This is a genomic window from Parapedobacter sp. SGR-10 (assembly GCF_011030405.1).
Taxonomy (GTDB): Bacteria; Bacteroidota; Bacteroidia; order Sphingobacteriales; family Sphingobacteriaceae; genus Sphingobacterium.
The window spans coordinates 84,390-106,906 of the sequence record NZ_JAAJTJ010000006.1; the positions used below are offsets into that span (position 1 = coordinate 84,390).

Genomic DNA, 22,517 nt, shown 5'->3' on the forward strand with positions numbered 1-22,517 from the left:
GAATGGGATGCCTGCCTCTGGTAGACAGGTTTCGATTTCGCTCAACAACTTGTCCGACTACTGGCGGATGACAACCTTATAGATAGTCCACGATATTAAAATAATGAGCACATTTGACTATAGAGAAGAGCTAAAGCGCATACCGCACAAGCCCGGAGTCTATCAATACTTTGACAAAGACGACCTATTGATTTATGTCGGCAAAGCAAAGGATCTGAAAAACCGGGTCAGTTCTTATTTTGTCAACGATCGTCAGCTCAACACCAAGACAAGGGTACTCGTACGCAAGATACAGCGGATTGCTTTTACAATCGTCGACACCGAAATCGACGCCTGGCTGCTCGAAAACAACCTTATCAAAAAACACAAGCCCCGGTACAATGTCATGCTCAAAGATGACAAGACCTATCCTTGGATCGTGATCAAAAACGAACCTTTCCCTCGTGTTTTTTGGACAAGAAAATATATCAAGGACGGCTCAAAATACTTTGGTCCCTACGCATCCGTAGGCATGATGCATATCGTGCTCGATACTATTCGAGAACTCTTTCCACTACGGACGTGCAATCTGAACCTGACCCCAGAGAATATCGCAAAAGGCAAATTCAAGGTCTGTCTCGAATACCAACTAGGCAATTGCAAAGGGCCTTGTGAAGCATACCAATCCCAAGAGGACTACGACCGCAATCTGGAGGACATCAAGGATATCCTCAACGGCAAGATCAGTGTCGTAACCAACAGGTTGAAACAACAACTGGATCAAGCCGTAGCAGATTTGAAATTTGAGGAAGCACATACCATCAAATCCAAATTGGAAAAACTGACCAGCTACCAAAGCAAATCTACCGTCGTTAATTCGTCCATCACCAATATAGACGTGTTCAGCATTGCCTCCGATGACAGTTATGCTTTCGTCAATTTCTTGAAGGTCATGAATGGCGTCGTCATACAGACACAGACCTTAGAGATGAAAAAACGATTGGACGAATCGGACGAAGAACTCTTGGCAATAGCCATTCCCGAAATCAGAAACCGTTATAAAAGCGTTTCCCGTGAAATCATCGTACCTTTCGATCTGGCACTCGATGCCATCCCCCAAGAAGTAAAACTTGCCGTCCCAAAGGCAGGAGAGAAAAAGAAACTATTGGAGCTTTCCTTGAAGAATGTGGCCTATTTCAAGAAAGAACGCCTATTGCAATACGAAAAGCTGAATCCGGAAATAAAAACCGAACGCATACTCAAACAGATGCAAAAGGACCTGCGCATGAACGTCTTGCCCAGACATATTGAATGTTTTGACAACTCCAATATACAGGGAAACTTCCCCGTATCAGCCATCGTCGTATTCAAGGATGCCAAACCTTCCAAAAAAGACTACCGACACTTTAACGTCAAGACCGTCGAAGGGCCAAACGACTTTGCCACGATGGAAGAAGCCGTACACCGCCGCTACAGAAGATTGCTGGACGAAGATCATCCCCTGCCCCAGCTCATCGTGATCGACGGTGGAAAAGGACAGCTCGGTGCAGCACTCAAAAGCTTGAAACTGCTCGGCATCGACAAGAAAGTGACCGTCATCGGTATCGCCAAACGTCTCGAAGAACTGTACTACCCGGGCGATCAATATCCCTTGTACCTGGACAAAAAATCAGAAACACTAAAGGTTATCCAACATCTTCGGGATGAAGCACACCGTTTTGGCATTACTTTCCACCGCAATCAACGCAGCCGAGGGACCTTTGTCTCCGAGCTCGACAACATACCGGGTATAGGCAAGACAACCGTCCAAAAGCTCCTAAAAGAATTCAAGTCCGTGAAGCGGGTCAAAGCCAGTACAGACGAAGAATTAAAACGGGTACTCAACCTAAAACAGATCAAAGCCCTCAGGGAATATTTTCAGTAACACTCTCGTCCCCTATTGGTTAACTGTTTAAACGTTTAACTGCTTAGAACCCTTACTAACCAATTAAACATTTAATCCTTAACCCCACCTCACACCTCGCAGCTCAAATCACGCATCCCAAAACCGGTATCACGCAACCCGCAACCCCTTATTGCATATACAGCCTATTTTAGCTAAGTTTGTATCTGGAAAGTTATACCATCTTCATGGCAAGCAAAGGAAATACATTTAAAAGAGGCAGTCACGCTAAACAACATAAAGACAGTAAGGTTTCAAACACTTCAACAGTCAAAAAAAGAAGTTCAGCCTTCAAGTCTTTCAACAATATTGATTTTTCCGAACGGCAGCGCAAGCTGTTGAAAATCCTCGGTTTGTTTTTGATCCTTACCTCGTTCCTATTTACCGTAGCTTTCGTCTCCTATCTCTTCACATGGAAAGAAGACCAGAGCTACATCGCCGCGACCAATGGCGGATGGAGTACACTCTTCAGTACGAGTGAAGAAATCCACAACAGTGAGACTGCAGAGCTCCCTGTCGTCGAGAACAAACTCGGCAAACTCGGAGCGTTATTGGCCAACCAATTTATTTTCGAATGGTTCGGCATAGCCTCCTTCCTGTTCGTGTTGCTGTTTTTTATCCTTGGTTATAAGTTCCTATACAGAAAATCCTTACTCCCCGTGTGGAAGACCATACTGTATTCCCTTATCGGGATTGTCTTTCTATCGGTTACCCTTGGTTTTATCCAAGATTATATAGCAGATACTCCCCATATACTGGAGGGCAAGTTTGGCTATTGGACCAACCAGTTGCTCAATGCACAGATTGGCAAGTATGGCGTAGCTGGTATCTTAATCTTTGCCTATCTCTCCGCACTCATCCTGATTTACAATCTGGATCTGAAATTCTCTTTACGGGATAGAACCACGTCTGTTGATGAAACGGAAGACATCGAGGAGGATATCGAAGAACAAAACAGCTTCCGTACCGTGGAAAAGGATGACGAAGAAAATATTGGTGATGTAGTCATCGATGTGGCCAATACCCTCCGCTCCCGCTCTTCCAACGAATTGATAGAAGCACCATTTGCTACCGAAGACAAGTTGGATGAGGCCGAAAGCGCTATGAGCATTGCTTTCGAAACAAAATCTCCTCATGACTCCCCTTCTAACGGACAAAACAGCATAGAGCTTTCGATCAATAAACCTTTAGAAATCGAAAACCCTGTTGAAGATAAAAACGAGCCCAGTCTCTCCGTCGAAGAAGTCAAAGAAGAAAAAACTATCACAGCCAACGATCTGGTGGCCCAATTTGGTGAGTATGACCCCAAACTGGACCTATCCGGATACCAGTACCCGACACTTGACCTGCTAAGAGACTATGGCTCTGGAAAGATCACGATCAACCCACAAGAATTGGAAGCCAACAAAAATCAGATCGTCGAAACATTGCGGAATTTCAATATCGAAATCGAACATATCAAGGCAACGATAGGTCCTACCGTGACACTGTACGAAATCATTCCGAAGCCCGGTGTCCGCATCTCCAAGATCAAGAACCTCGAAGACGACATCGCTTTGAGCCTGGCCGCATTGGGGATCCGTATTATCGCACCTATGCCCGGCAAGGGAACAATCGGGATAGAAGTCCCGAACAGCAATCCCGAAATGGTCTCCATGCGCTCGGTACTGACGACTGAAAAATTCCAAAAAACGGATATGGACCTGCCTATCGCTTTGGGAAAAACCATTACCAACGAAGTTTATATCGCCGATCTGGCCAAAATGCCTCACCTCTTGGTAGCCGGGGCAACCGGACAAGGTAAGTCCGTCGGGATCAACGTCATCCTGACATCCCTACTCTACAAAAAGCATCCATCCGAGCTCAAATTCGTTTTGGTCGACCCCAAGAAAGTAGAGCTTTCCCTATTTAAAAAAATCGAACGCCACTTTTTGGCCAAACTTCCCGGAGAAGATGATGCAATCATCACCGATACCAAAAAGGTCATCAACACCCTAAACTCCTTGTGTATCGAGATGGATCAACGCTATGAACTGCTGAAAAATGCAGGCGTACGCAATATCAAAGAATATAACCCAAAATTTGTCAATCGTCGATTAAACCCTGAGGAGGGTCATCGATTCTTACCTTATATCGTTCTTATTGTTGATGAGTTTGCAGATCTGATGATGACTGCCGGCAAAGAGGTTGAGACACCTATTGCCCGATTGGCACAGTTGGCACGTGCTGTAGGTATCCACCTTGTCATTGCCACACAGCGTCCTTCGGTCAATGTGATCACGGGTACGATCAAGGCCAACTTCCCGGCACGTTTAGCTTTCCGGGTGTTGTCCAAAATCGATTCGCGAACGATCTTGGATACCGGAGGGGCAGACCAGCTGATCGGACGAGGAGATATGCTGTTGTCCACCGGTAGCGACCCGATCCGTATCCAGTGTGCCTTTGTCGATACGCCGGAAGTAGAGGGCATCTCAGATTTCATCGGTGGCCAGAGAGGTTATCCATCGGCACACCTGCTGCCCGAATACGTTGACGAAAACGGAGAAGGCAGCGGCAGTACTGATTTTGATCCCAATGATCGGGATGCCATGTTTGAAGAAGCAGCCCGACTCATCGTCATGCATCAACAAGGCTCTACGTCCCTCATACAGCGCAAACTGAAATTAGGGTACAACAGAGCCGGACGTATCATCGACCAACTGGAAGCCGCCGGGATAGTCGGCCCATTTGAAGGTAGCAAGGCACGCGAAGTCCTTTACCCCGATGAATACTCCTTAGAACAGTATTTGGAAACATTAAGAAATGACAATTGACATGAACAAGTTTTTATCCACCGCGCTGTTGAGCCTCTTTTCGATACTGCTTTTCGGACAGACAGATCCTGCCGCTAAGGCTTTGTTGGAAAAAGTTTCGAAAAAATACGAACAATACAAGACCATACAATCCGACTTTACCCTTGTGATACGCGATGCAGAAGGCAATTCATACAACAATGCGGGCAAGATGCTGTTTGACAAGCCTCAAAATCAATACCGCATCAAGCTCCAGGATCAGGATATTATCTCTAATGGCAAATCGGTATGGTCCATCTCCGACGAACTGAAGGAAGTCCAGGTCACCGAAGCAGAGGACAATTCCAGCTCCATAGGTCCCAACAATCTCTTTTCTTTTTACAAGACCGGTTACAAATATGTCAGTATGCCCGATGAGAAGATCACGAAAAATGGAAAATCCGAGACAGTCAACGTAGTCGAACTGTCCCCATTGGATACCAAAACAAATTACTTCAAGATCAAATTACGGGTCAACAACAATACCCATATCCACGATGTGACCATCTTTGACAAATCGAACAATCGGTATATCTATACGATAAACACGTTATATGTCAATCATAACATTGCAAAGACCAACTTCGAATTTCAAAAAGAAAAATACAAGGATTTTGAAATAGTCGATTTGAGATAAGTATATCTGAATTTTTACCTTTCGCTGGCGCACGAATCCTTTCGTGTGCCTGATAAAACCATATATCTGATAATATTTATTTTTACTATCTTTACGCACATGCTCTATCATTCAATCTTATGTCAAAGGTTACATTAAAAGAACTTGCAAAGGAATTGAATATGTCGGTATCGACGGTTTCCAAAGCGTTGAACGACAGCTACGAGATCAGTGATGCCACAAAAAAACGGGTAAAAGAAGTCGCGTTAAAGCATAATTACCGTCCCAATGCATTGGCAAAAAACCTGAAATTGGGCAAGACCAACAACATCGGTGTGATTATCTCCACCATCGGCAGCCCCTTTCAAGCCCAGATCATCGAAGCTTTGCACAAAGCTGCCGTACGTTTTGATTTTAATCTGATCATGATGCAGAGCCAGGATTCGGAGGAGATCGAACGCAAAGCTCTCAATACATTGATCAATCACGGTGTGGAGGGTATACTTATTTCCCCGGCATTTGAAAACTCAAACGTTGATCTGTTGGCACATCTTTACAAAACTGCCTGTCCCATTGTCCTATTCGATCGGATCAATTACAACTTGGACACATTCAAGGTCGGTGTAGACAACGAGAAAAGTATTTATAGAGCGACAGAAGAACTTATCAAAATAGGACGAAAGAAAATTGTCGTCCTCTGTGGGAAAAATATAGGTGTAACCCGAAACAGGCTCGGAGGTTACAAAAAAGCCTTAGCAGACTATAATATAAACTTCAATCCATCCTACATCATCTATTGCAATTACAACAATTCATTGGAAGGTATAGACAGGGATATGGAGCACAAGCTCACCGAGTTACTGAACACGCAGGACCCGCCAAATGCGATATTGGGTACGACAGACACCTTGACCACACGGGTACTGGGCGTACTTTCTAAAATAGATATCAGAGTACCCGAAGACATGGCCGTTATTGGCTTTGCCAACACCGACATCGCCAACAGCCTCAACCCTTCCCTCTCCACTATCCGGCAGCCTACATTTGAAATGGCCGATATTGCTTTGGAAAAATTGATGGTATTGATGAATTCAAAAAATCGAAGTCAGATAGAAGTACAGGAAATACTGCTTGACTCGACTATCCAACTTCGAAAATCGACGGATATTTAGACTTTCGAAGTTTTTAGAACTTCGAAAGCCTATCCTATTTTTAGTTCAACAACGACCAGGTTGACCAAGGAATCCTGGATAGGATAAAGATCAAACCGATAATGTAAAATAACAAGACAGTTTTATTAGCTTTCTTGCCATCTGCAAGCCTTTTGGCTTTGGAATAACCTACAGTTATCAAGATAATGCCCAAAAGCATCATCAAGGGATGCTCCAGAAAATACAGCCTAGATAGGCTGATTTTCATATTTGCTCCCGAAAAGCTTTGTATCCCCAAAGGAGATATAAAATAGATCAATAGCCCTACAACTAATTGCAGGTGCGCACTGATCAGTCCCAACAGCGCAATTTTACGGTTATACGGTTTGTTGCCTGCATAATTGACCAATGTAATGACAATGGCGACCACTAAAGCTAAAAGCAGCACAATCGCCAGCGTAGAGTGTAAATGTTTCATTCCTGTTAACATGTTTGTTTGATTTATTTTCTCTTTCTGTTTACAAACATACTATTTTGCCAATCGTTTTTCGCCCAAATCTCTAAATTCTGACTTTTCCGTGAACTGTGGAAACGTTTTTTCCATGCTTAGCATATAGCCTATGTCAAAAAACAATCGGATATCCGCCAATATTCCTCCTAGATCCCAATGACCATCCAATTCGTCACGCACGGAGTGGTACCTTCCTTCCAATGCTTTCTGACGGACATGTATGGCAACCGTATCCGTAGAAATCAATTCGGAGCCACTGCCCATAAACAGTCCGGGAACGCCTTTCTTGACAAAATTGAAATGATCCGAGCGATAAAAGCCACCGGAAGAAGGATTTTTCTCCCCCCGAACGATCCGATCAAATTTTGCTGCCGAGCGGGCCACGTAATCTTCGATCTCCGTCTGCCCTATCCCGACGATAGACACGTCCTTGGTTTCGCCCAATGCGCTAAATGCATCCATATTTAGGTTGGCCACGGCTTTATTGATTGGATAGATAGGATTTTCGGTATAATAGGCCGACCCAAGCAAGCCCTCCTCCTCTGCTGTCAATGCCATGAAGACAATTGTACGTTCGGGCTTTACCTTGGCCGCTTGAAAAGCCTTTGCAATCTCAAACAAGGCTGACACCCCTGCCGCATTGTCTATCGCACCATTATAGATCGAGTCACCGTCTACACTTTCTCCTATACCCAGATGATCCCAATGGGCTGTATAGATAATGGTCTCCCCCGGTCTTTTGGCCCCCTCGATCGTGGCGATCACATTATTGGACTTGGCATAACGGAACGTGTTTTGAATATGCACTTCTGTAGATATATCCAACGGAACAGGTTTGAACCCCGGTTTTTTGGCGCTTTCGAGCAGGTTGGCATCCAGGCCACCGAGCTGAAAGAGTTTTTGGGCAGTCTCTCCCGACACCCACCCTTCAAAAGCAGGGTTTGAAGCCCCCTTGTCTTCAGCCACAAGATCAAGCTGAGGACCACTCCAACCTGTACGTACCACATCCCAGCCATAGCTTGCCGCTCCCGTATCGTGTATCAAAAGGACACCGGCAGCTCCTTGGCGCCCAGCCTCCTCATACTTGTAGGTCCATCGGCCGTAGTAGGTCATCGTGTCTGCCTTGAATAATGTTTTGTCGTAATAGCCCGGATCACCCACCATGACGACCACAGTCTTTCCTTTCACGTCTAGGCCATCGTAATCGTTCCAGTTGTACTCAGGGGCAACGATACCAAATCCGGCAAAGACCAGATTCGTAGTAGGTATATCAATATGGTCTTCCAATCTACGTGTACCGATCACATAGTCATCAAGATAACGCGCTGTCAGCGTACCGTTTTTTCCGGTAAAAGTCAATGTAGGTGTGGTCGGCTTTGACGTGATCTCCACCATAGGGACTTCTTGAAAATAAGAATCCCCATTGCCGGGTTTGAGCCCTAATGATTTGAACTGCTGTTCAATGTAACTGACCGTTAGGGTATCCCCTTTTGTAAAGGGCTTGCGGCCTTGATATTCATCTGAAGCTAAAGTAGCCACATGGGCTTCATAGCTATCCTGGGAAATAGCGGCCAGTGCGGTGCTGTCCAAACTGTCGGGGTCATAGCCTTGTTTGCCTCTGCCGCAACTACTGAGAACAGTAGCAAGAGCCAGACCGATTATTATCTGTTTTTTCATACAATGTTGTTTGATGATGTTTTTTATGTTCTCTTATAGAGACGTTGCACCGTGTCCCGGCTTTGACGGGATGCAACCTCTCTACTAGTTGATCACCACATTCCGATCCTTCGGGTGTTTCACGTTGAATGTGAAACGGTATGTCTGTGTCTCCCCCGGCTTGATGGACAATGTCCAGGTCAATATCCCTGTCTCCTTGTTGACAGCCGCTCCCCCATCGTTGGTCAGTTCGATTTCGATAGACTTGTCCGTAGCAATAGGGTATTGATCTTTGAGCAGCATATTGACCGTGCTCGACTTGTTGTTGCGCACACGTATTTCGTAGGTGTACGTTTGTCTTTTTGAGCTTCCACTCACTTGTGTACTCTTTGCATCCAGGATACGCTCCCGTTTGATGGATATAGCTTTGTCCCTGCCCATACTAAGATTGAGTGTATCCATGGTGATGACCGGGTTGATATACGATTGGCCGACAAACATATTTTCAAAGATAATATTTGCCTCCCCCGGCACTAGATTCAGCTTTTCGAAATCTTTTATCTCCGCTAACAGAAAAGCATCCTTATCCAATTTTGGTACTGCATAATATTTGAACAATGCCGGATGGTCATATTCCTTGAGTGTTACACTATGCGGTTGTCCGTTTGACACGATATCGTAGGGCACCTCTATGTCAAACGTGGCACTCAATTGATTTTCATTAACGGTGGTCTGTGGAGTTTCCAGGGCTTTGGTAGCCACATCTGCCGCAGCCACTTCCTCCTGCATCGGTGCCCGAGTACCGATGCTTTGCACCCTGTTCTGTAAGACATTTTGTTGCGCGGCACCTCGTATCATAATCCCACTTTGTGGATAGACAACCGTCGCGTAGCTAGGTGACAATACAGGCGCTGTACCCGACTGCGAGGGATTGCCTGTAGACAGCACGAGCTTCACATTTTTCCAGTCTACACCCGAATTTTGGGTCACGCGGGCTTTGTAAAGGATCTGCAAAGGGCTCAATATCGATTTGGCACGCAAGTCATAGTAAGCCTGCCAATGGGCGGAATAGGTCATATAGCTGAAAGCCAATTCACCTTGCACGGGCTTGGAAGACACCAATTGTACCGTCAACTGCCCTCCATCTCCTGCATAAGCACGCATCTGTTCACGCAGTCGGGCGATAACCTTGTCTTCTGCGGCAATATCCTTGCTCAATTTGGCTATCGAACCATGCAATTCCACTGCTTTTGACTGATAGTAATCGACCAACTTGGACAGATCGCCAAGATCTACCTTACCACCACCTCCAAGCAGCTGATCATTATTCAATATTTTTAATGCTCCCTGTGCCGCAGTCTGCCTGTTTGCCAACAGTTCCCGACGTGCCTGAGCTACATCCAAGCTATCCTTAAGCCGACGATGGGCAGGGTTTGTGATTTCTACATCAGCATTTTTCTCAGGTGTAATAGAAAGTACGGTCAATCCGTCCGGACCGGCAAGCTGTACACTCTTTACATCCACGTCGCTGGCCACATTCTGTATGACCAATTTCACACTCCCTTTGGGCAGGTTGACCTTGGTCGTGTTGCTCACTTCAGCCCCACTCGCAAAGACGGTCACTTCTTTTACCTCGGCTGTCGTACTGACGATTGTCTGCGCACGAACACTCCATACCATCATGGACAGCATCAAAAAACAGATATATTTCATATATGGAATTTTATACCTAAATGTAAAGAGTTTTTTGGTAATCATAAAATTTTGACCTAAAAAAGCAAAAAACCATATCCCTATCCTGTCAGAAACAGAACAAGTTGTGGTTTAAAAGCCTTAGAGCCTGTTTAAATTTTATTGCTACATATTTTTATAGCTATTTTGAGATGGATTTTTTGCTTCGTGTTTGCAGATTTAGCGGGCTAAATCCAAAACAGGAAGTAAAAAATAGGCTCAAAAGAGCATTAAAATATAGCAAAGACAACTTCAAATCAGCATAATAAAAATTTCGTTAAAATTTTAAACAGGCTCTTAATAATCGAACTGATATTTTTGGCTTTTATAAGCAATTTTAATCGCTTAAACCATTAAAATTAATTAACTTTACCCGCGAAAATGAGAATAAACCAATCAAAATGAGTGCAGATATAAACAAACTAGAGCAGATTGCATCCCAAGTAAGGCGTGATATCGTACGTATGGTACATGCTTGCAAGTCCGGACACCCTGGAGGATCATTAGGTTGTACCGATTATTTCGTGGCCTTGTATTTCCATATGATGAAACACGACCCATCTTTCAACATGGATGGCAAAGGCGAAGATTTATTTTTCCTCTCCAACGGACACATCTCGCCTGTGTTTTACAGTACATTGGCCCGTGCAGGATATTTTCCCGTCAGTGAGTTGACGACTTTCCGCAAGATCGACTCACGTCTGCAAGGACACCCTACCACACACGAAGGACTACCTGGCATACGTATCGCTTCGGGTTCACTCGGACAGGGGCTATCCATTGCCATAGGTGCCGCGCAAGCCAAAAAGCTCAACAATGACGACCGTCTGGTGTACGTGTTGATGGGTGACGGTGAATTGCAAGAAGGACAGATTTGGGAAGCTGCACTCTATGCTCCGCATAATAAAGTAGACAACCTAATTGCTGCTGTGGACTACAATGGTGCACAGATCGACGGTCCAACCAATAGTGTCCTCTCCCTCGGAAATCTCAAGGCAAAATGGGAAGCTTTTGGCTGGGAAGTCGTTGAAGTAACCAATGGAAATGATATGTCTACAGTAATCGCTGGTTTGGAAGAAGCCAAATCCCGTACCGGAAACGGTCGTCCTGTTGTCATCCTGCTACACACCGAAATGGGCAATGGCGTTGATTTCATGATGGGTACACACAAATGGCATGGCGTGGCCCCAAATGACGAACAACTTGCCTCGGCATTGAATCAGTTAACAGAAACTTTGGGAGATTATTAATAGTAGATTTTTAGACATTAGATGTTAGATAAAAGATATTAGACATTAGATGTTAGATATAAGATAATAGATTTCATTTTTTTTCTAAATACTGATATCTAAATACTAACTACTAACATCTAAACACTTAACAATACATGAAAAAATACACATACACAGAATCTAAAGATACACGTTCGGGCTTCGGCGTAGGTTTGCTGGAAGCCGGCAAAATGAACGAGAATGTAGTCGCCTTATGTGCCGACCTGATTGGGTCACTCAAAATGGATGCCTTCATCAAGGAATTTCCGGAGCGTTTCTTCCAGATCGGTATTGCCGAGGCCAATATGATGGGCATTGCAGCAGGCTTGACCATTGGCGGCAAAATACCTTTTACAGGTACATTTGCTGAATTCTCTACAGCTCGTGTTTACGATCAAGTCAGACAATCTATCGCCTATTCGCACAAAAACGTCAAGATCGCCGCTTCGCATGCCGGCCTTACTTTGGGCGAGGACGGCGCTACCCACCAGACATTGGAAGATATCGGCTTGATGAAAATGTTGCCCGGAATGGTCGTCATCAATCCCTGTGACTTCAACCAAACCAAAGCCGCTACTATCGCAGCAGCTCAATACGAAGGCCCTGTTTATTTACGTTTCGGTCGTCCTGTAGTACCCAACTTTACCCCTGCTGACCAGACTTTCGAAATCGGTAAGGCTGTCTTGTTGAATGAAGGCAAGGACGTGACCATTATCGCTACAGGCCATCTGGTATGGGAAGCTATTCAAGCAGGTGAAGAATTGGAAAAATTGGGCATCGATGCCGAAATAATTAATATCCACACCATCAAGCCATTGGACGAAGAAGCCATACTGGCCTCTGTCCGAAAAACAGGTTGCGTGGTGACAGCCGAAGAACACAATCGTCTCGGAGGCTTGGGAGATAGCGTCGCACAGGTATTGGCCCAAAAGCTACCTACACCACAAGAATACGTAGCCGTCAATGACAGCTTTGGTGAGTCCGGCACACCGGCCCAATTGATGGAAAAATACGGATTAACATCTTCAAATATAGTCGCTGCAGCGCGCAAAGTCATCAGCAGAAAATAAACTCGAATGGAAGACGCGCTAATCATATCCAAATTTGCGGATGAGCGTACTCGCGAAGAAGCCTTTGGTCTTTTGCTTAAAAAATACCAACAAAAAGTATATTGGCACGTCAGACGCATGGTCATCGACCATGACGATGCAGACGACGTGACCCAGGATATATTTGTCAAAGTATGGCGTAATCTGGAAAAATTCAGAGAAGACTCGCAGTTGTACACTTGGCTATATCGCATAGCCACCAACGAATGCATTACCTTCCTGAACAAGAAAAAACAAAAACAAAGTGTTTCGTTGGACGATGACAACTCTTCCTACCTATCTGAAACATTGGCCGATGGGCAGTATTTCAATGGCGATAAAGCCCAGTTGAAACTGCAACAGGCTTTATTGACTTTACCGGAAAAACAACGCCTGGTCTTTAATATGAAATACTTTGAAAACCTCAAGTACGAAGAGATCTCCGATATCCTCGGAACGAGTGTCGGTGCACTCAAAGCCTCGTACCATTTGGCCGTCAAAAAAATCGAGCATTTTTTTAATACGCATGATTAAACCTTTGAGCGCTTAATGCATCTATAACTACACGATGAAAGAAGAAAACACATACAATGAAATAGGAGGCAACAATCTACCTGATTATTTGCGTGTTAACCCTTTTGGTGTCCCTCAAGGGTACTTCGATCATTTAACCAATAATGTTCTGGCCGAAATAGCTGAACAGAAGTTAAAGCAACAGGTTTCAGATGCCGGTTTTACCGTTCCGCAGGATTACTTTATCCAGTTGGAAGAACGGGTGCAAAACAGACTGTTTGAACAAAATCTAAAGGACAACGTTCAGACAGAAGGCTATCAGGTTCCACAGGGATATTTTGAAGAGTTGACCGACAAGATCAAAGCTTCGGTCGCTTTGGAACAGCATATAGCCACCTCTGAAAGAAAAGAAGGTTTTGAAATACCTACCGGTTACTTTGAGTCACTTTCTTCCAAGATCATGGATAAAGTGACGGGGGCACCGTCTGTTCAAGAAGAAAAACGTCCGGACACGCCGGTCATACAGATGGCCCCTAGGAAAAATTGGATATATCAAGCATCGGTAGCTGCTGTAGCCATCCTACTAGGCATAGGCTCTTATTGGTATCTGGACAGAACAGATCCGCAGTCTCTTCCGGAGGATCATACACAAGCTTCTCTCCATGGACTCAGCAAGGAAGATATTGTCCAGTACCTGGCACAAGAGACAGACGGCGTGGAGCTTATTGAATTAGCCTCTTATGTGGATGACGAAGAAATGTTTGACAACACTTCTTTTGATATAAAGCAAAGGCTCAACGACAAAGAGATTGAAGAATATTTAAATTATATGTTATAATGTTACGATTGAAACATATTATAATGACCGTTTGCGCCATGGTTTTGTGCTGTATGGTCTCCTATGCCCAACAGGACAAACAGGAGAGATTCAAGGCTATAGAAAGCGAAAAAATGGCATATATCACCAAAGAATTGAAGCTCACCCCTACCGAGGCACAGAAATTCTTTCCGATATACAACAAGTATAACGAAGAAATGTGGGAGCTCAAAAGAGCAAAGAGAGGCGCAGCTTCGGCCCCTCAAGGAGCCAATTCCTTCAGCGGTGGCAAACGTGACGTGATTGCTTTTGATGCCAAAGAAGTTGATATCAAGAAAAAATACAGAACCCAATTTGCACAGGTCGTCGGTCCGTCCAGAGCCTCTCAGTTTTTTCAAGTCGTCGAAGACTTCAATGATCTGTTGCGAAGCGAGTTGCAGAACCGGAGAAATAAAGACCGGGGAAGATAATTTTAATTTTTGGCTTGAGGTTTTAAACACTTCACTTCAAGCCAAAGATTAATGCTTGACAAGCTGCATACTGATTTCTTCAGTCTCGTTGCTCGCATTCACATAGCCTTTTATCAATAATGTATAGATTCCCTGGTCTTTAGGTATAAAGACTTGTTCTAACGAGCGGGTATTTCCTACCGCTGTGGTTGGTTTTACGACCAATAAGGTCTGTCTTTCGGATGACTTGATCTCTTTAAAACCTGTGACATCTTTATACTTGATATTGTTGAGCAACTGATTTCCCCCTTCGCCAAAAGTAAATGATGCCGCATCGGAACTCATATGAGCCACACGGATCTTGGCATTTCCTTTTGCAGGCAGGATCATATCATCTTCAGACTGTACAACCGTAAGTTTACCCCCCTCCTTATTGACAAATATGCTATAGAAACGTTGAGGAAGCAAATCCACGAGGCCTTCGTAGGTATCCTTGCCACTGACTATCCGGATTGTTTTCTTACCCGAAAACTGTGTTCGATAGCTTAGATAGTCTCCAAATGCAAGCCGTTCATTGACTTTATTGATTTTTGACTCCCCCAGAGAGATTTCCATAGCAGTCGAGTTGGGTACCATATTGAATACCGCCAAAGCCGACATATCTACCGATGCATCCATCTGCTTCTCCAGATCATCGAACTTTGAACAACCATGGAGAAAAAGCAAACTTGTTATCGAAAAAAGGACAATAATATATCTCATTTTCTTCAATTTCCTATAATGTACTATGAGTACGTATTTCGGATCACAATCGCTACAAAGGGAGAGGAAGGAAATCCTTTCGTGTGCCTCGGAGGCCTATACTATACCTTATCGCTAGATGAAGCATTTGGCTTTCTAAACGGCTTTTTCTTTTTGCGAAAAGGCTTCTTCTTACGGTCGTCCTTTCGTCCAGGCGTGTAAGCAGGTCCACTTTCAAAGCCTTCGGGCAGGGACACTTTGGGGATTTCATAGCCGATCAGGCCCTCTATCCGTGCAAAACGGTTTTGATCCTTATCGTTGACAAAAGTAATAGCCGTACCTGTCGTTGCGGCACGAGCTGTGCGACCTACGCGATGTACATAATCTTCTGGATCGGGCGGCACATCGTAATTGACAACCAGACTAATGCCGACGACATCTATACCTCGAGAGATTACATCCGTACCGATCAAGACCTTTACCTGTTTGGCACGAAAACGTCCCATAATATCCTCTCGTTGGGATTGATCCAGATCGGAATGAAAACCTTCGACAGGTATCCCACTTCTGGAAAGTTCACGCGCCAGTGTCTTGACCGTATCTTTCTTGGAAGCAAAAACAATAGCCGTATGATACTTCGGATCCCGTAACAGGGTTTTTATCAAAGCATTTTTCTGCCCATCGTACACCAGATACGCATGCTGATCTATGCCCTCTGAAGGTTTGGAGATAGCGATATTGATCTCTACCGGATCGTGCAATATACGCTTGGCCAACGCACGTATGCGTGGGGGCATGGTGGCCGAAAACAATAAGCTTTGTCTTTTCTTGGGTAGATAACTGATGATGCGTAAGATATCATCGTGAAAGCCCATATCTAACATATTGTCGGCCTCGTCCAACACCAGATGCTGCAAGTGGCTGAAATCAAATTTGCCCGACGACAGATGGCTCAGCAGACGTCCCGGAGTAGCTACAATAATATTTGCTCCATCACGGATAGCTCTTTTCTGCTGTTCATAACCCATACCATCACCCCCTCCATATACGGCTATAGAAGTCGCTCCGGTAAAATAGCCCAAGCCCATAATCTGTTGGTCGATCTGCAAGGCAAGTTCTCGTGTCGGTACAATAATGATCGTATTGACACGCTCATGCGGGTCTTGTGCTATCTTGTGTAAGATAGGCAGCAGATAGGCTGCTGTCTTTCCTGTTCCTGTTTGTGCACAGGCAATCAAATCCCTGTTCTGTAAAATGACCGGTATGGTCTCTTCTTGTATAGGGGTTGCGGATACGTACCCCATGCTATCTAGTCCATCTTCTAAGGCCGGACCAAAGCCAAATGCATTAAAATCCAATGTATTCTTTCTAAAATTCAACGAAATATACTACTTTTTTTACCATATCGCAAACGTATCCACAAATTATATTACCGTATATGCTATTTGTCATGATTTTGTAGAGAAGGAGCCTATATAAAGCTATATTCTCCATATCCGTTAAAAATCGTTAAAAAAACCCTTCTCTTTCTTATATTTCCATGAAAAATAACAACCTTTGTGTATTCATAATTTTAGGTTAATAATTGGTTAGTTAGAAACGCCTGTAGCTCCCCGCTATGGGCGTTTTTTTATGGATTCCACTTTTTTTGAAAAAAATTTACACGCCTACACAATATATATGCACTATAGACGTTTTAATAATAAAGAAGCACAAAAATGGAAGGCTGTGAGAGCAGTCTGACGATCAATGATAAAGCTTCCGAAGGTGTCCGAAGAGAACAAGCATAGGGTTTGTTCAACAAAAGAAACATAGAAACGGAAAAAACAGGATACCAATAGAAAGAAGCATAAAAAAGAAGCTGTCCGTAAGGGCAGCTTCTTTGATTTATATCTATCAGATCGCTTGTGTTTTATGTGCCAGCCACGCCGCTTCCGCTATGGTCAGTCTAGGTGACAATTGATCATACACCCATTGATTATACTTGTTCATCCATTCGATATGGGAGGAATCCAACAGAGATGGTTCGATCAGACTCGTATCGATGTAACAGATGGTCAACGTCTCGAAATCCATGAAATCGCCAAAGATCGAGCTATCGTGCTTTTTGGACAACACCAGATTTTCGATACGGATACCATATTTTCCTTCTCGATACAGTCCCGGTTCAATAGAGGTAATCATGCCCTCTTCGATAGCAATATCCACATTAGATGGGTTGAACACATGCGGTCCTTCATGTACATTCAGAAAGAAGCCAACACCATGTCCGGTTCCATGGCCATAATTGCGCAAAGCCGCCCACATTGGTCTTCGGGTAATAGCATCAATTTGATATCCCTTAGAGCCTTTGGGATAGATAGCTTGGCTACCTTCGATCATACCTTTCAGTACAATCGTGTAATCGATTTTTTCTTCCGCAGTAATATCGCCCAAGGATACCACACGCGTAATGTCTGTCGTTCCGGTCCTATACTGTCCTCCCGAATCGACCAATAACAAACCGGATGGTTTTAAAGTGTAATCGCTTTCCTCCGTAGCCGAATAGTGTGGTAAAGCACCATGATCCAGATAGCCGGCTATTGTCGTGAAACTAACGTCCACAAATCCCGGTTGCTCTTCCCGGAACCCTCTCAACTTGCTGGCGATGGAAAGCTCAGACATTTCTTCCTTGCCTAGATTTTCTTCCAGCCACTTGAAAAATCTGGTCATCGCCACACCGTCATTGATCATGGTCTCTCGGATGTGTGCGATTTCCACTTCATTTTTGATAGCTTTCAAACAGGTAGAAGGGTTGATATCTTCGACGATAGAGACTGTATCCGGAATACTATCATAGATGGCAAAACAGGTACGTTTTGGGTCAATCAAAATAGAATCTATGTTCAGCCCCTTTACAAAATCAAAAGCCTCCTCATACGATCGAACGGACACACCTGTATACCTTAGTTCTTCCACTGCCTCTTGGTCGAGTTTGGATCGATCGATAAACAAAATGGCTTCCACTTGGGAAAGGTAGACAAATCCCAATACGACAGGATTGCAAGGCACATCCTGTCCCCGGATATTGAGCAGCCAAGCCAAATCGTCCAGAGAAGATATAAAATGTCCTTCTGCACGTTTTTTTCGCATGGTAGTTCGTACCGCTTCCAACTTAGCAGAAGGACTTTGCCCTGTCGTCTCCTCATCCAGCAGATACGCTTTCACTTGAGGCAGTTCGGGACGGTCTTGCCATATCGGCGACAGCAGGTCTACATGACCATCTACTTGGATATCCAAAGACTCCAACTTATCTTTAACTGTCTGTGCAACCAATAACGAAGCCAGATTGCCGTCAAAAGCAACCTTACTTCCAGGTTTAAGCTTCTCGCCTAGCCATTCCGCATATTCGGCTGCTCCCTGCGTCTTCAATTTCACCAACTCAAAACCTGTATCCCGGAGCTGCTCATTGGCCTGCACAAAATACCGCGCATCCGTCCACAGGCCTGCAAAATCGGCCGTAATGACCAATGTACCTGCCGAACCTGTAAAACCGGAGACCCAAGCAATACATTTGTACCGTTCGGGCAGGTATTCACTGATATGTGGATCAGAAGATGGAATGATATAGGCATCTATCCCCTGCTCTTCCATAAGTCTCCGTATCGCAGACAATCTTTCTCTATGTGACATAAATCTTATTACTTGAAAAACAATGCAAGTTAGTGAAATATTAGGTTTACACCTGTACTATCCTTTCCAAAAAAAATAAAACATCCCAAAATTTCTTTATTCTATAAAGGAGTAATACATTTGTAGGCATAATTTTGAAATAGACATTTAATATGAGTACCAGCAGCAACAATAGAAAAAAGGATGCCTTGGAGTATCATGCCAAGGGCCGTCCCGGTAAAATTGCAGTCGTTCCCACAAAACCTTATAACTCTCAACGTGATCTTACACTAGCCTATTCGCCAGGTGTAGCCGAGCCTTGTTTGGCTATCGCTGAAAATAACGAAGATGCTTACAAATATACCGCCAAAGGAAACTTAGTCGCTGTCATCAGCAACGGTACAGCGGTACTGGGCCTTGGAGATATCGGTGCACAAGCCGGAAAACCTGTGATGGAAGGAAAAGGCCTTCTATTCAAGATATTCGCCGACATCGACGTCTTCGACATCGAATTGGACACCAAAAATGTAGACGAATTTATCAATATCGTCAAGGCAATGGAGCCTACTTTCGGAGGAATCAATCTGGAAGATATCAAAGCCCCCGAATGCTTCGAAATCGAACGCCGTCTTAAGGCCGAGATGAATATCCCTGTCATGCACGACGACCAGCACGGCACAGCCATCATCTCAGGCGCAGCACTGATCAACGCTTGCGAACTACAAGGCAAAAACATTGCAGATGTGAAAATTGTCGTCAACGGAGCCGGAGCTGCAGCTATTTCCTGTACAGCCATGTATGTAGCCGTAGGAGCTTCCAGAGAGAATATCGTCATGCTCGACAGCAAAGGCGTGATTCGTAACGACCGAGAAAGTCTAGATCCTACGAAGGCCGAATGGGCAACCGGTCGTGACATATATACGTTGGCCGATGCCGTCAAGGACGCCGATGTCTTTATCGGGCTTTCCAAAGCAGATGTACTGACTTCCGAAATGCTCAAAAGTATGGCTCCACGACCTATCGTATTGGCCATGGCCAATCCTAACCCAGAAATAGCCTATGATCTTGCCGTAGCCACACGCGACGACATCATCATGGGGACAGGTCGTTCGGATTATCCCAATCAGGTCAATAATGTACTGGGCTTCCCTTACATATTCAGAGGAGCCCTGGACGTACGAGCTACAGCGATCAACGAAGAAATGAAAATCGCCGCAGTACGTGCCATTGCCAATCTGGCCAAACAAAGCGTTCCCGAAGAAGTCAACCAGGCCTACAATGCGAACAACCTACACTTCGGGCCCGAATATGTCATTCCGAAACCCACAGACCCCCGACTGATTACAGAAGTATCTATAGCTGTCGCTAAGGCTGCCATCGAGTCCGGTATAGCACGCAAAACCATCTCCGATTGGGGAGCCTATCAGGAAGAGTTGCGGAAAAGATTGGGCAAAGACGATGGAATCATCCGTCACCTTACAGCCATAGCCAAGAACAACCCCAAACGTGTGGTATTTGCAGAAGCAGATAATTATAAAACATTAAGAGCAGCACAAATCGTCAAAGAGGAAGGTATCGCTATCCCTATCCTCTTGGGCAATAAAGAGAAAATTTCCAACCTTATCACGGAATATGCTTTCGAACTGCAGAATGTACAGATCATCGATCCATTGGAAGAAAGGAAGTCAGCCCGCTTCGAACAATACGCCGAACACTTATATAAAATGAGACAACGACGCGGTGTGTCAAAATATGATGCTATCAAGCTGATGACCAACCGCAACTACTTTGCCGCCAGCATGGTTGAATTTGGAGATGCAGATGCGTTGATCTCCGGATTGACCAGAAATTACGCTTCTGCTATCCGTCCTGCATTGCAGGTCATCGGAGCAAAAGAAGGCAGTCGTCTAGCGGGAATGTATCTGATGTTGACGGCAAAAGGCCCGCTCTTTCTGGCCGATACGACCGTCAATACAGACCCTACAGCACAAGAACTAGCAGAAATCACAGTATTGATCGAGAATCATGTACGCAGATTCAACATTACACCAAGGATTGCGATGTTATCTTATTCAAACTTCGGGTCAAACGATGGCACCACAGCGATCAAAGTACGTGAAGCTGTAAAAATCCTGCATCGTGACTATCCTGAAATTACGGTCGACGGTGAACTTCAAGCCAACTTTGCACTAAATAAGGATCTTTTGGAGAGCAATTTCCCATTCAGCACATTAAAAGGAGAAGCAGCTAACACACTTATCTTTCCAAATCTTGAGTCTGGAAACATAGCCTACAAACTATTGCAAGAAGTTGGTAACGCCGAAGCCGTTGGCCCTATTTTGATTGGCATGGACAAGCCTGTACATGTCCTTCAGCTGGACAGTTCCGTACGTGAGATTGTCAATATGGTCACCATCGCCGTGGTCGATGCACAATCGCGTGAAACAACATCTGCGTAAGTAATAGGCTGTAGGATTTAAGCCATCGGTGGTAAGCCCAATGCTTACCGCATATAGCTTAAGCCTATTGCCTGACATTTTTTTGATTTTTACTTTTGACTTCGTAATATGTACGACTATTTTAACGGTAAACTCGTATCCAAAACCCCTACTCACGTCATTCTTGACGTGGGGGGTATTGGATATCATATCCATATATCGCTAACTACATTTGCGCAGATCAAAGAGCAGGAAACCTGCAAACTGTATATCTCTTTTCAGGTACGTGAAGACTCTCATACCTTGTTTGGTTTTGCCACCGAAGGCGAACGCCACTTGTTCAATCACCTCATTTCGGTCTCTGGGATAGGTCCCAATACCGGGCGCATGATGCTCTCGTCCAGTACCCCCGAAGAAATACAATCTGCCATTGTCAATGGACAGGTTGCCCTCATCCAAAAAATAAAGGGAATAGGTCCTAAAACTGCCCAAAGAGTCATCCTAGAATTACAAGATAAACTCAAAAAACAGGGGGAAGACACCCTATTGCCCATATCCATTTCAAAACAAAGCGTACCGGAAGAAGCTCTTTCTGCATTGATTATGCTTGGCTTTCAAAAGAACCAGGTGGAGAAAGTATTATCCAGCATCGTACAGACCGAAAACAACCTTTCTGTAGAAGCATTGATCAAAAGCGCATTAAAAAAACTGTAATACGTAGCACAAGGATTCAATCCCTACCCAATTGATACAAGCTCTTATTAGTGCACGAACCGAGCGTAGCGATGCTTGTGCTTTATGTATAAAATACTTTATTCAAAAGTAAGCGCATACCTACCGATAGACAGGCGTACCACATATACCCTATATTATCTATAATTTGAAAAATATCATGTACTAACCAAAAAAATTAACATTTTTTGACGCTTTAGTTTGTTCCCTACTTTTGTTTTATTACATAAAATGACAGATATTTGCAAAAGTTTCGCAAACGAATTTAATTTTAAGCAACTATTAGTCTAAAATATTGTTGAAAAATCTAGGCCTCATATTCCTTAGCCTCTTATGTATTTGCTATGCAAGCCTATCTGTATTTGCGCAGCAAACAGAAGGCCAAAGCACGGCAACAAGA

17 protein-coding genes are annotated in these 22,517 nt (G+C 44.3%); 11 read left to right on the top strand and 6 right to left on the bottom strand.

Annotated features, from left to right (window positions below; all coding sequences use genetic code 11):
* The first annotated feature begins 103 nt into the window (after window positions 1–103).
* The 4 genes from uvrC (at window position 104) to G5B00_RS07035 (ending at window position 6,540) form a co-directional block, all read left to right on the top strand.
* Window positions 104–1,903, top strand: coding sequence for an excinuclease ABC subunit UvrC (gene uvrC, locus G5B00_RS07020; protein WP_163872608.1), 1,800 nt, complete (start codon window positions 104–106; stop codon window positions 1,901–1,903).
* A gap of 206 nt (window positions 1,904–2,109) precedes the next feature.
* Window positions 2,110–4,734, top strand: a complete 2,625-nt coding sequence (locus G5B00_RS07025) for an FtsK/SpoIIIE family DNA translocase (RefSeq protein ID WP_163872610.1) — start codon at window positions 2,110–2,112, stop codon at window positions 4,732–4,734.
* Between the two features lies 1 nt (window position 4,735).
* Window positions 4,736–5,389, top strand: coding sequence for a LolA family protein (locus tag G5B00_RS07030; RefSeq protein ID WP_163872614.1), 654 nt, complete (start codon window positions 4,736–4,738; stop codon window positions 5,387–5,389).
* Window positions 5,390–5,508: 119 nt separating this feature from the next.
* Window positions 5,509–6,540: a LacI family DNA-binding transcriptional regulator gene (locus tag G5B00_RS07035; RefSeq protein ID WP_163872617.1), complete on the top strand. Its 1,032-nt coding sequence runs from the start codon at window positions 5,509–5,511 to the stop codon at window positions 6,538–6,540.
* A 40-nt stretch (window positions 6,541–6,580) separates the two neighbouring features.
* Here the strand turns inward: G5B00_RS07035 and G5B00_RS07040 are convergent, their stop codons facing one another.
* The 3 genes from G5B00_RS07040 to G5B00_RS07050 all read right to left on the bottom strand — a co-directional run bounded on the left by G5B00_RS07040 (window position 6,581) and on the right by G5B00_RS07050 (window position 10,399).
* On the bottom strand, window positions 6,581–6,997 hold the full coding sequence (locus G5B00_RS07040; protein WP_163872620.1) for a hypothetical protein: 417 nt from the start codon (window positions 6,995–6,997) through the stop codon (window positions 6,581–6,583).
* A 51-nt stretch (window positions 6,998–7,048) separates the two neighbouring features.
* Window positions 7,049–8,707 carry a M20/M25/M40 family metallo-hydrolase gene (locus tag G5B00_RS07045; RefSeq protein WP_163872623.1) on the bottom strand — a complete coding sequence of 553 codons (1,659 nt, stop codon included), beginning with the start codon at window positions 8,705–8,707 and terminating at the stop codon, window positions 7,049–7,051.
* An 84-nt stretch (window positions 8,708–8,791) separates the two neighbouring features.
* Window positions 8,792–10,399 (bottom strand): DUF4139 domain-containing protein, encoded by a 1,608-nt coding sequence (locus G5B00_RS07050; RefSeq protein WP_163872626.1) that lies wholly within the window; start codon window positions 10,397–10,399, stop codon window positions 8,792–8,794.
* 419 nt (window positions 10,400–10,818) lie between these two features.
* On the opposite strand from G5B00_RS07050, the gene G5B00_RS07055 reads away from it, so the two are divergent.
* From G5B00_RS07055 to G5B00_RS07075, 5 genes are all read left to right on the top strand, one after another.
* A complete protein-coding gene (locus G5B00_RS07055) occupies window positions 10,819–11,667 on the top strand; it encodes a transketolase (protein ID WP_163872629.1) in 849 nt (282 codons plus the stop codon).
* A 137-nt stretch (window positions 11,668–11,804) separates the two neighbouring features.
* The gene (locus G5B00_RS07060) at window positions 11,805–12,758 is read left to right on the top strand and encodes a transketolase family protein (RefSeq protein ID WP_163872632.1); all 954 of its coding nucleotides are present in this window, start codon (window positions 11,805–11,807) and stop codon (window positions 12,756–12,758) included.
* Between the two features lie 6 nt (window positions 12,759–12,764).
* Window positions 12,765–13,310: an RNA polymerase sigma factor gene (locus G5B00_RS07065; protein ID WP_163872635.1), complete on the top strand. Its 546-nt coding sequence runs from the start codon at window positions 12,765–12,767 to the stop codon at window positions 13,308–13,310.
* A gap of 34 nt (window positions 13,311–13,344) precedes the next feature.
* Window positions 13,345–14,127, top strand: a complete 783-nt coding sequence (locus G5B00_RS07070) for a hypothetical protein (protein WP_163872638.1) — start codon at window positions 13,345–13,347, stop codon at window positions 14,125–14,127.
* Window positions 14,127–14,576: a hypothetical protein gene (locus tag G5B00_RS07075; RefSeq protein WP_205966339.1), complete on the top strand. Its 450-nt coding sequence runs from the start codon at window positions 14,127–14,129 to the stop codon at window positions 14,574–14,576. Before G5B00_RS07070 ends, G5B00_RS07075 begins: the two co-directional genes overlap by 1 nt.
* 48 nt (window positions 14,577–14,624) lie before the next feature.
* Here G5B00_RS07075 and G5B00_RS07080 read toward each other — a convergent pair whose 3' ends face one another.
* The 3 genes from G5B00_RS07080 to G5B00_RS07090 all read right to left on the bottom strand — a co-directional run bounded on the left by G5B00_RS07080 (window position 14,625) and on the right by G5B00_RS07090 (window position 18,968).
* A complete protein-coding gene (locus tag G5B00_RS07080) occupies window positions 14,625–15,317 on the bottom strand; it encodes a DUF4397 domain-containing protein (RefSeq protein WP_163872641.1) in 693 nt (230 codons plus the stop codon).
* Between the two features lie 101 nt (window positions 15,318–15,418).
* Window positions 15,419–16,654: a DEAD/DEAH box helicase gene (locus tag G5B00_RS07085; protein ID WP_410510763.1), complete on the bottom strand. Its 1,236-nt coding sequence runs from the start codon at window positions 16,652–16,654 to the stop codon at window positions 15,419–15,421.
* 538 nt (window positions 16,655–17,192) lie between these two features.
* Window positions 17,193–18,968 carry an aminopeptidase P family protein gene (locus G5B00_RS07090; RefSeq protein WP_163872644.1) on the bottom strand — a complete coding sequence of 592 codons (1,776 nt, stop codon included), beginning with the start codon at window positions 18,966–18,968 and terminating at the stop codon, window positions 17,193–17,195.
* Window positions 18,969–19,120: 152 nt separating this feature from the next.
* On the opposite strand from G5B00_RS07090, the gene G5B00_RS07095 reads away from it, so the two are divergent.
* Entirely contained in the window at window positions 19,121–21,406 is a 2,286-nt protein-coding gene (locus G5B00_RS07095; protein WP_163872647.1) for an NADP-dependent malic enzyme, read from the top strand.
* Between the two features lie 108 nt (window positions 21,407–21,514).
* Window positions 21,515–22,099, top strand: a complete 585-nt coding sequence (gene ruvA, locus G5B00_RS07100; RefSeq protein ID WP_163872650.1) for a Holliday junction branch migration protein RuvA — start codon at window positions 21,515–21,517, stop codon at window positions 22,097–22,099.
* The last annotated feature ends 418 nt before the right edge of the window (window positions 22,100–22,517 follow it).

Coding starts and splice junctions, on each gene's coding strand:
- uvrC (WP_163872608.1), top strand. CDS start 104: ATGAGCACATTTGACTATAGAGAAGAGCTAAAGCGCATACCGCACAAG.
- G5B00_RS07025 (WP_163872610.1), top strand. CDS start 2,110: ATGGCAAGCAAAGGAAATACATTTAAAAGAGGCAGTCACGCTAAACAA.
- G5B00_RS07030 (WP_163872614.1), top strand. CDS start 4,736: ATGAACAAGTTTTTATCCACCGCGCTGTTGAGCCTCTTTTCGATACTG.
- G5B00_RS07035 (WP_163872617.1), top strand. CDS start 5,509: ATGTCAAAGGTTACATTAAAAGAACTTGCAAAGGAATTGAATATGTCG.
- G5B00_RS07040 (WP_163872620.1), bottom strand. CDS start 6,997: ATGAAACATTTACACTCTACGCTGGCGATTGTGCTGCTTTTAGCTTTA.
- G5B00_RS07045 (WP_163872623.1), bottom strand. CDS start 8,707: ATGAAAAAACAGATAATAATCGGTCTGGCTCTTGCTACTGTTCTCAGT.
- G5B00_RS07050 (WP_163872626.1), bottom strand. CDS start 10,399: ATGAAATATATCTGTTTTTTGATGCTGTCCATGATGGTATGGAGTGTT.
- G5B00_RS07055 (WP_163872629.1), top strand. CDS start 10,819: ATGAGTGCAGATATAAACAAACTAGAGCAGATTGCATCCCAAGTAAGG.
- G5B00_RS07060 (WP_163872632.1), top strand. CDS start 11,805: ATGAAAAAATACACATACACAGAATCTAAAGATACACGTTCGGGCTTC.
- G5B00_RS07065 (WP_163872635.1), top strand. CDS start 12,765: ATGGAAGACGCGCTAATCATATCCAAATTTGCGGATGAGCGTACTCGC.
- G5B00_RS07070 (WP_163872638.1), top strand. CDS start 13,345: ATGAAAGAAGAAAACACATACAATGAAATAGGAGGCAACAATCTACCT.
- G5B00_RS07075 (WP_205966339.1), top strand. CDS start 14,127: ATGTTACGATTGAAACATATTATAATGACCGTTTGCGCCATGGTTTTG.
- G5B00_RS07080 (WP_163872641.1), bottom strand. CDS start 15,317: ATGAGATATATTATTGTCCTTTTTTCGATAACAAGTTTGCTTTTTCTC.
- G5B00_RS07090 (WP_163872644.1), bottom strand. CDS start 18,968: ATGTCACATAGAGAAAGATTGTCTGCGATACGGAGACTTATGGAAGAG.
- G5B00_RS07095 (WP_163872647.1), top strand. CDS start 19,121: ATGAGTACCAGCAGCAACAATAGAAAAAAGGATGCCTTGGAGTATCAT.
- ruvA (WP_163872650.1), top strand. CDS start 21,515: ATGTACGACTATTTTAACGGTAAACTCGTATCCAAAACCCCTACTCAC.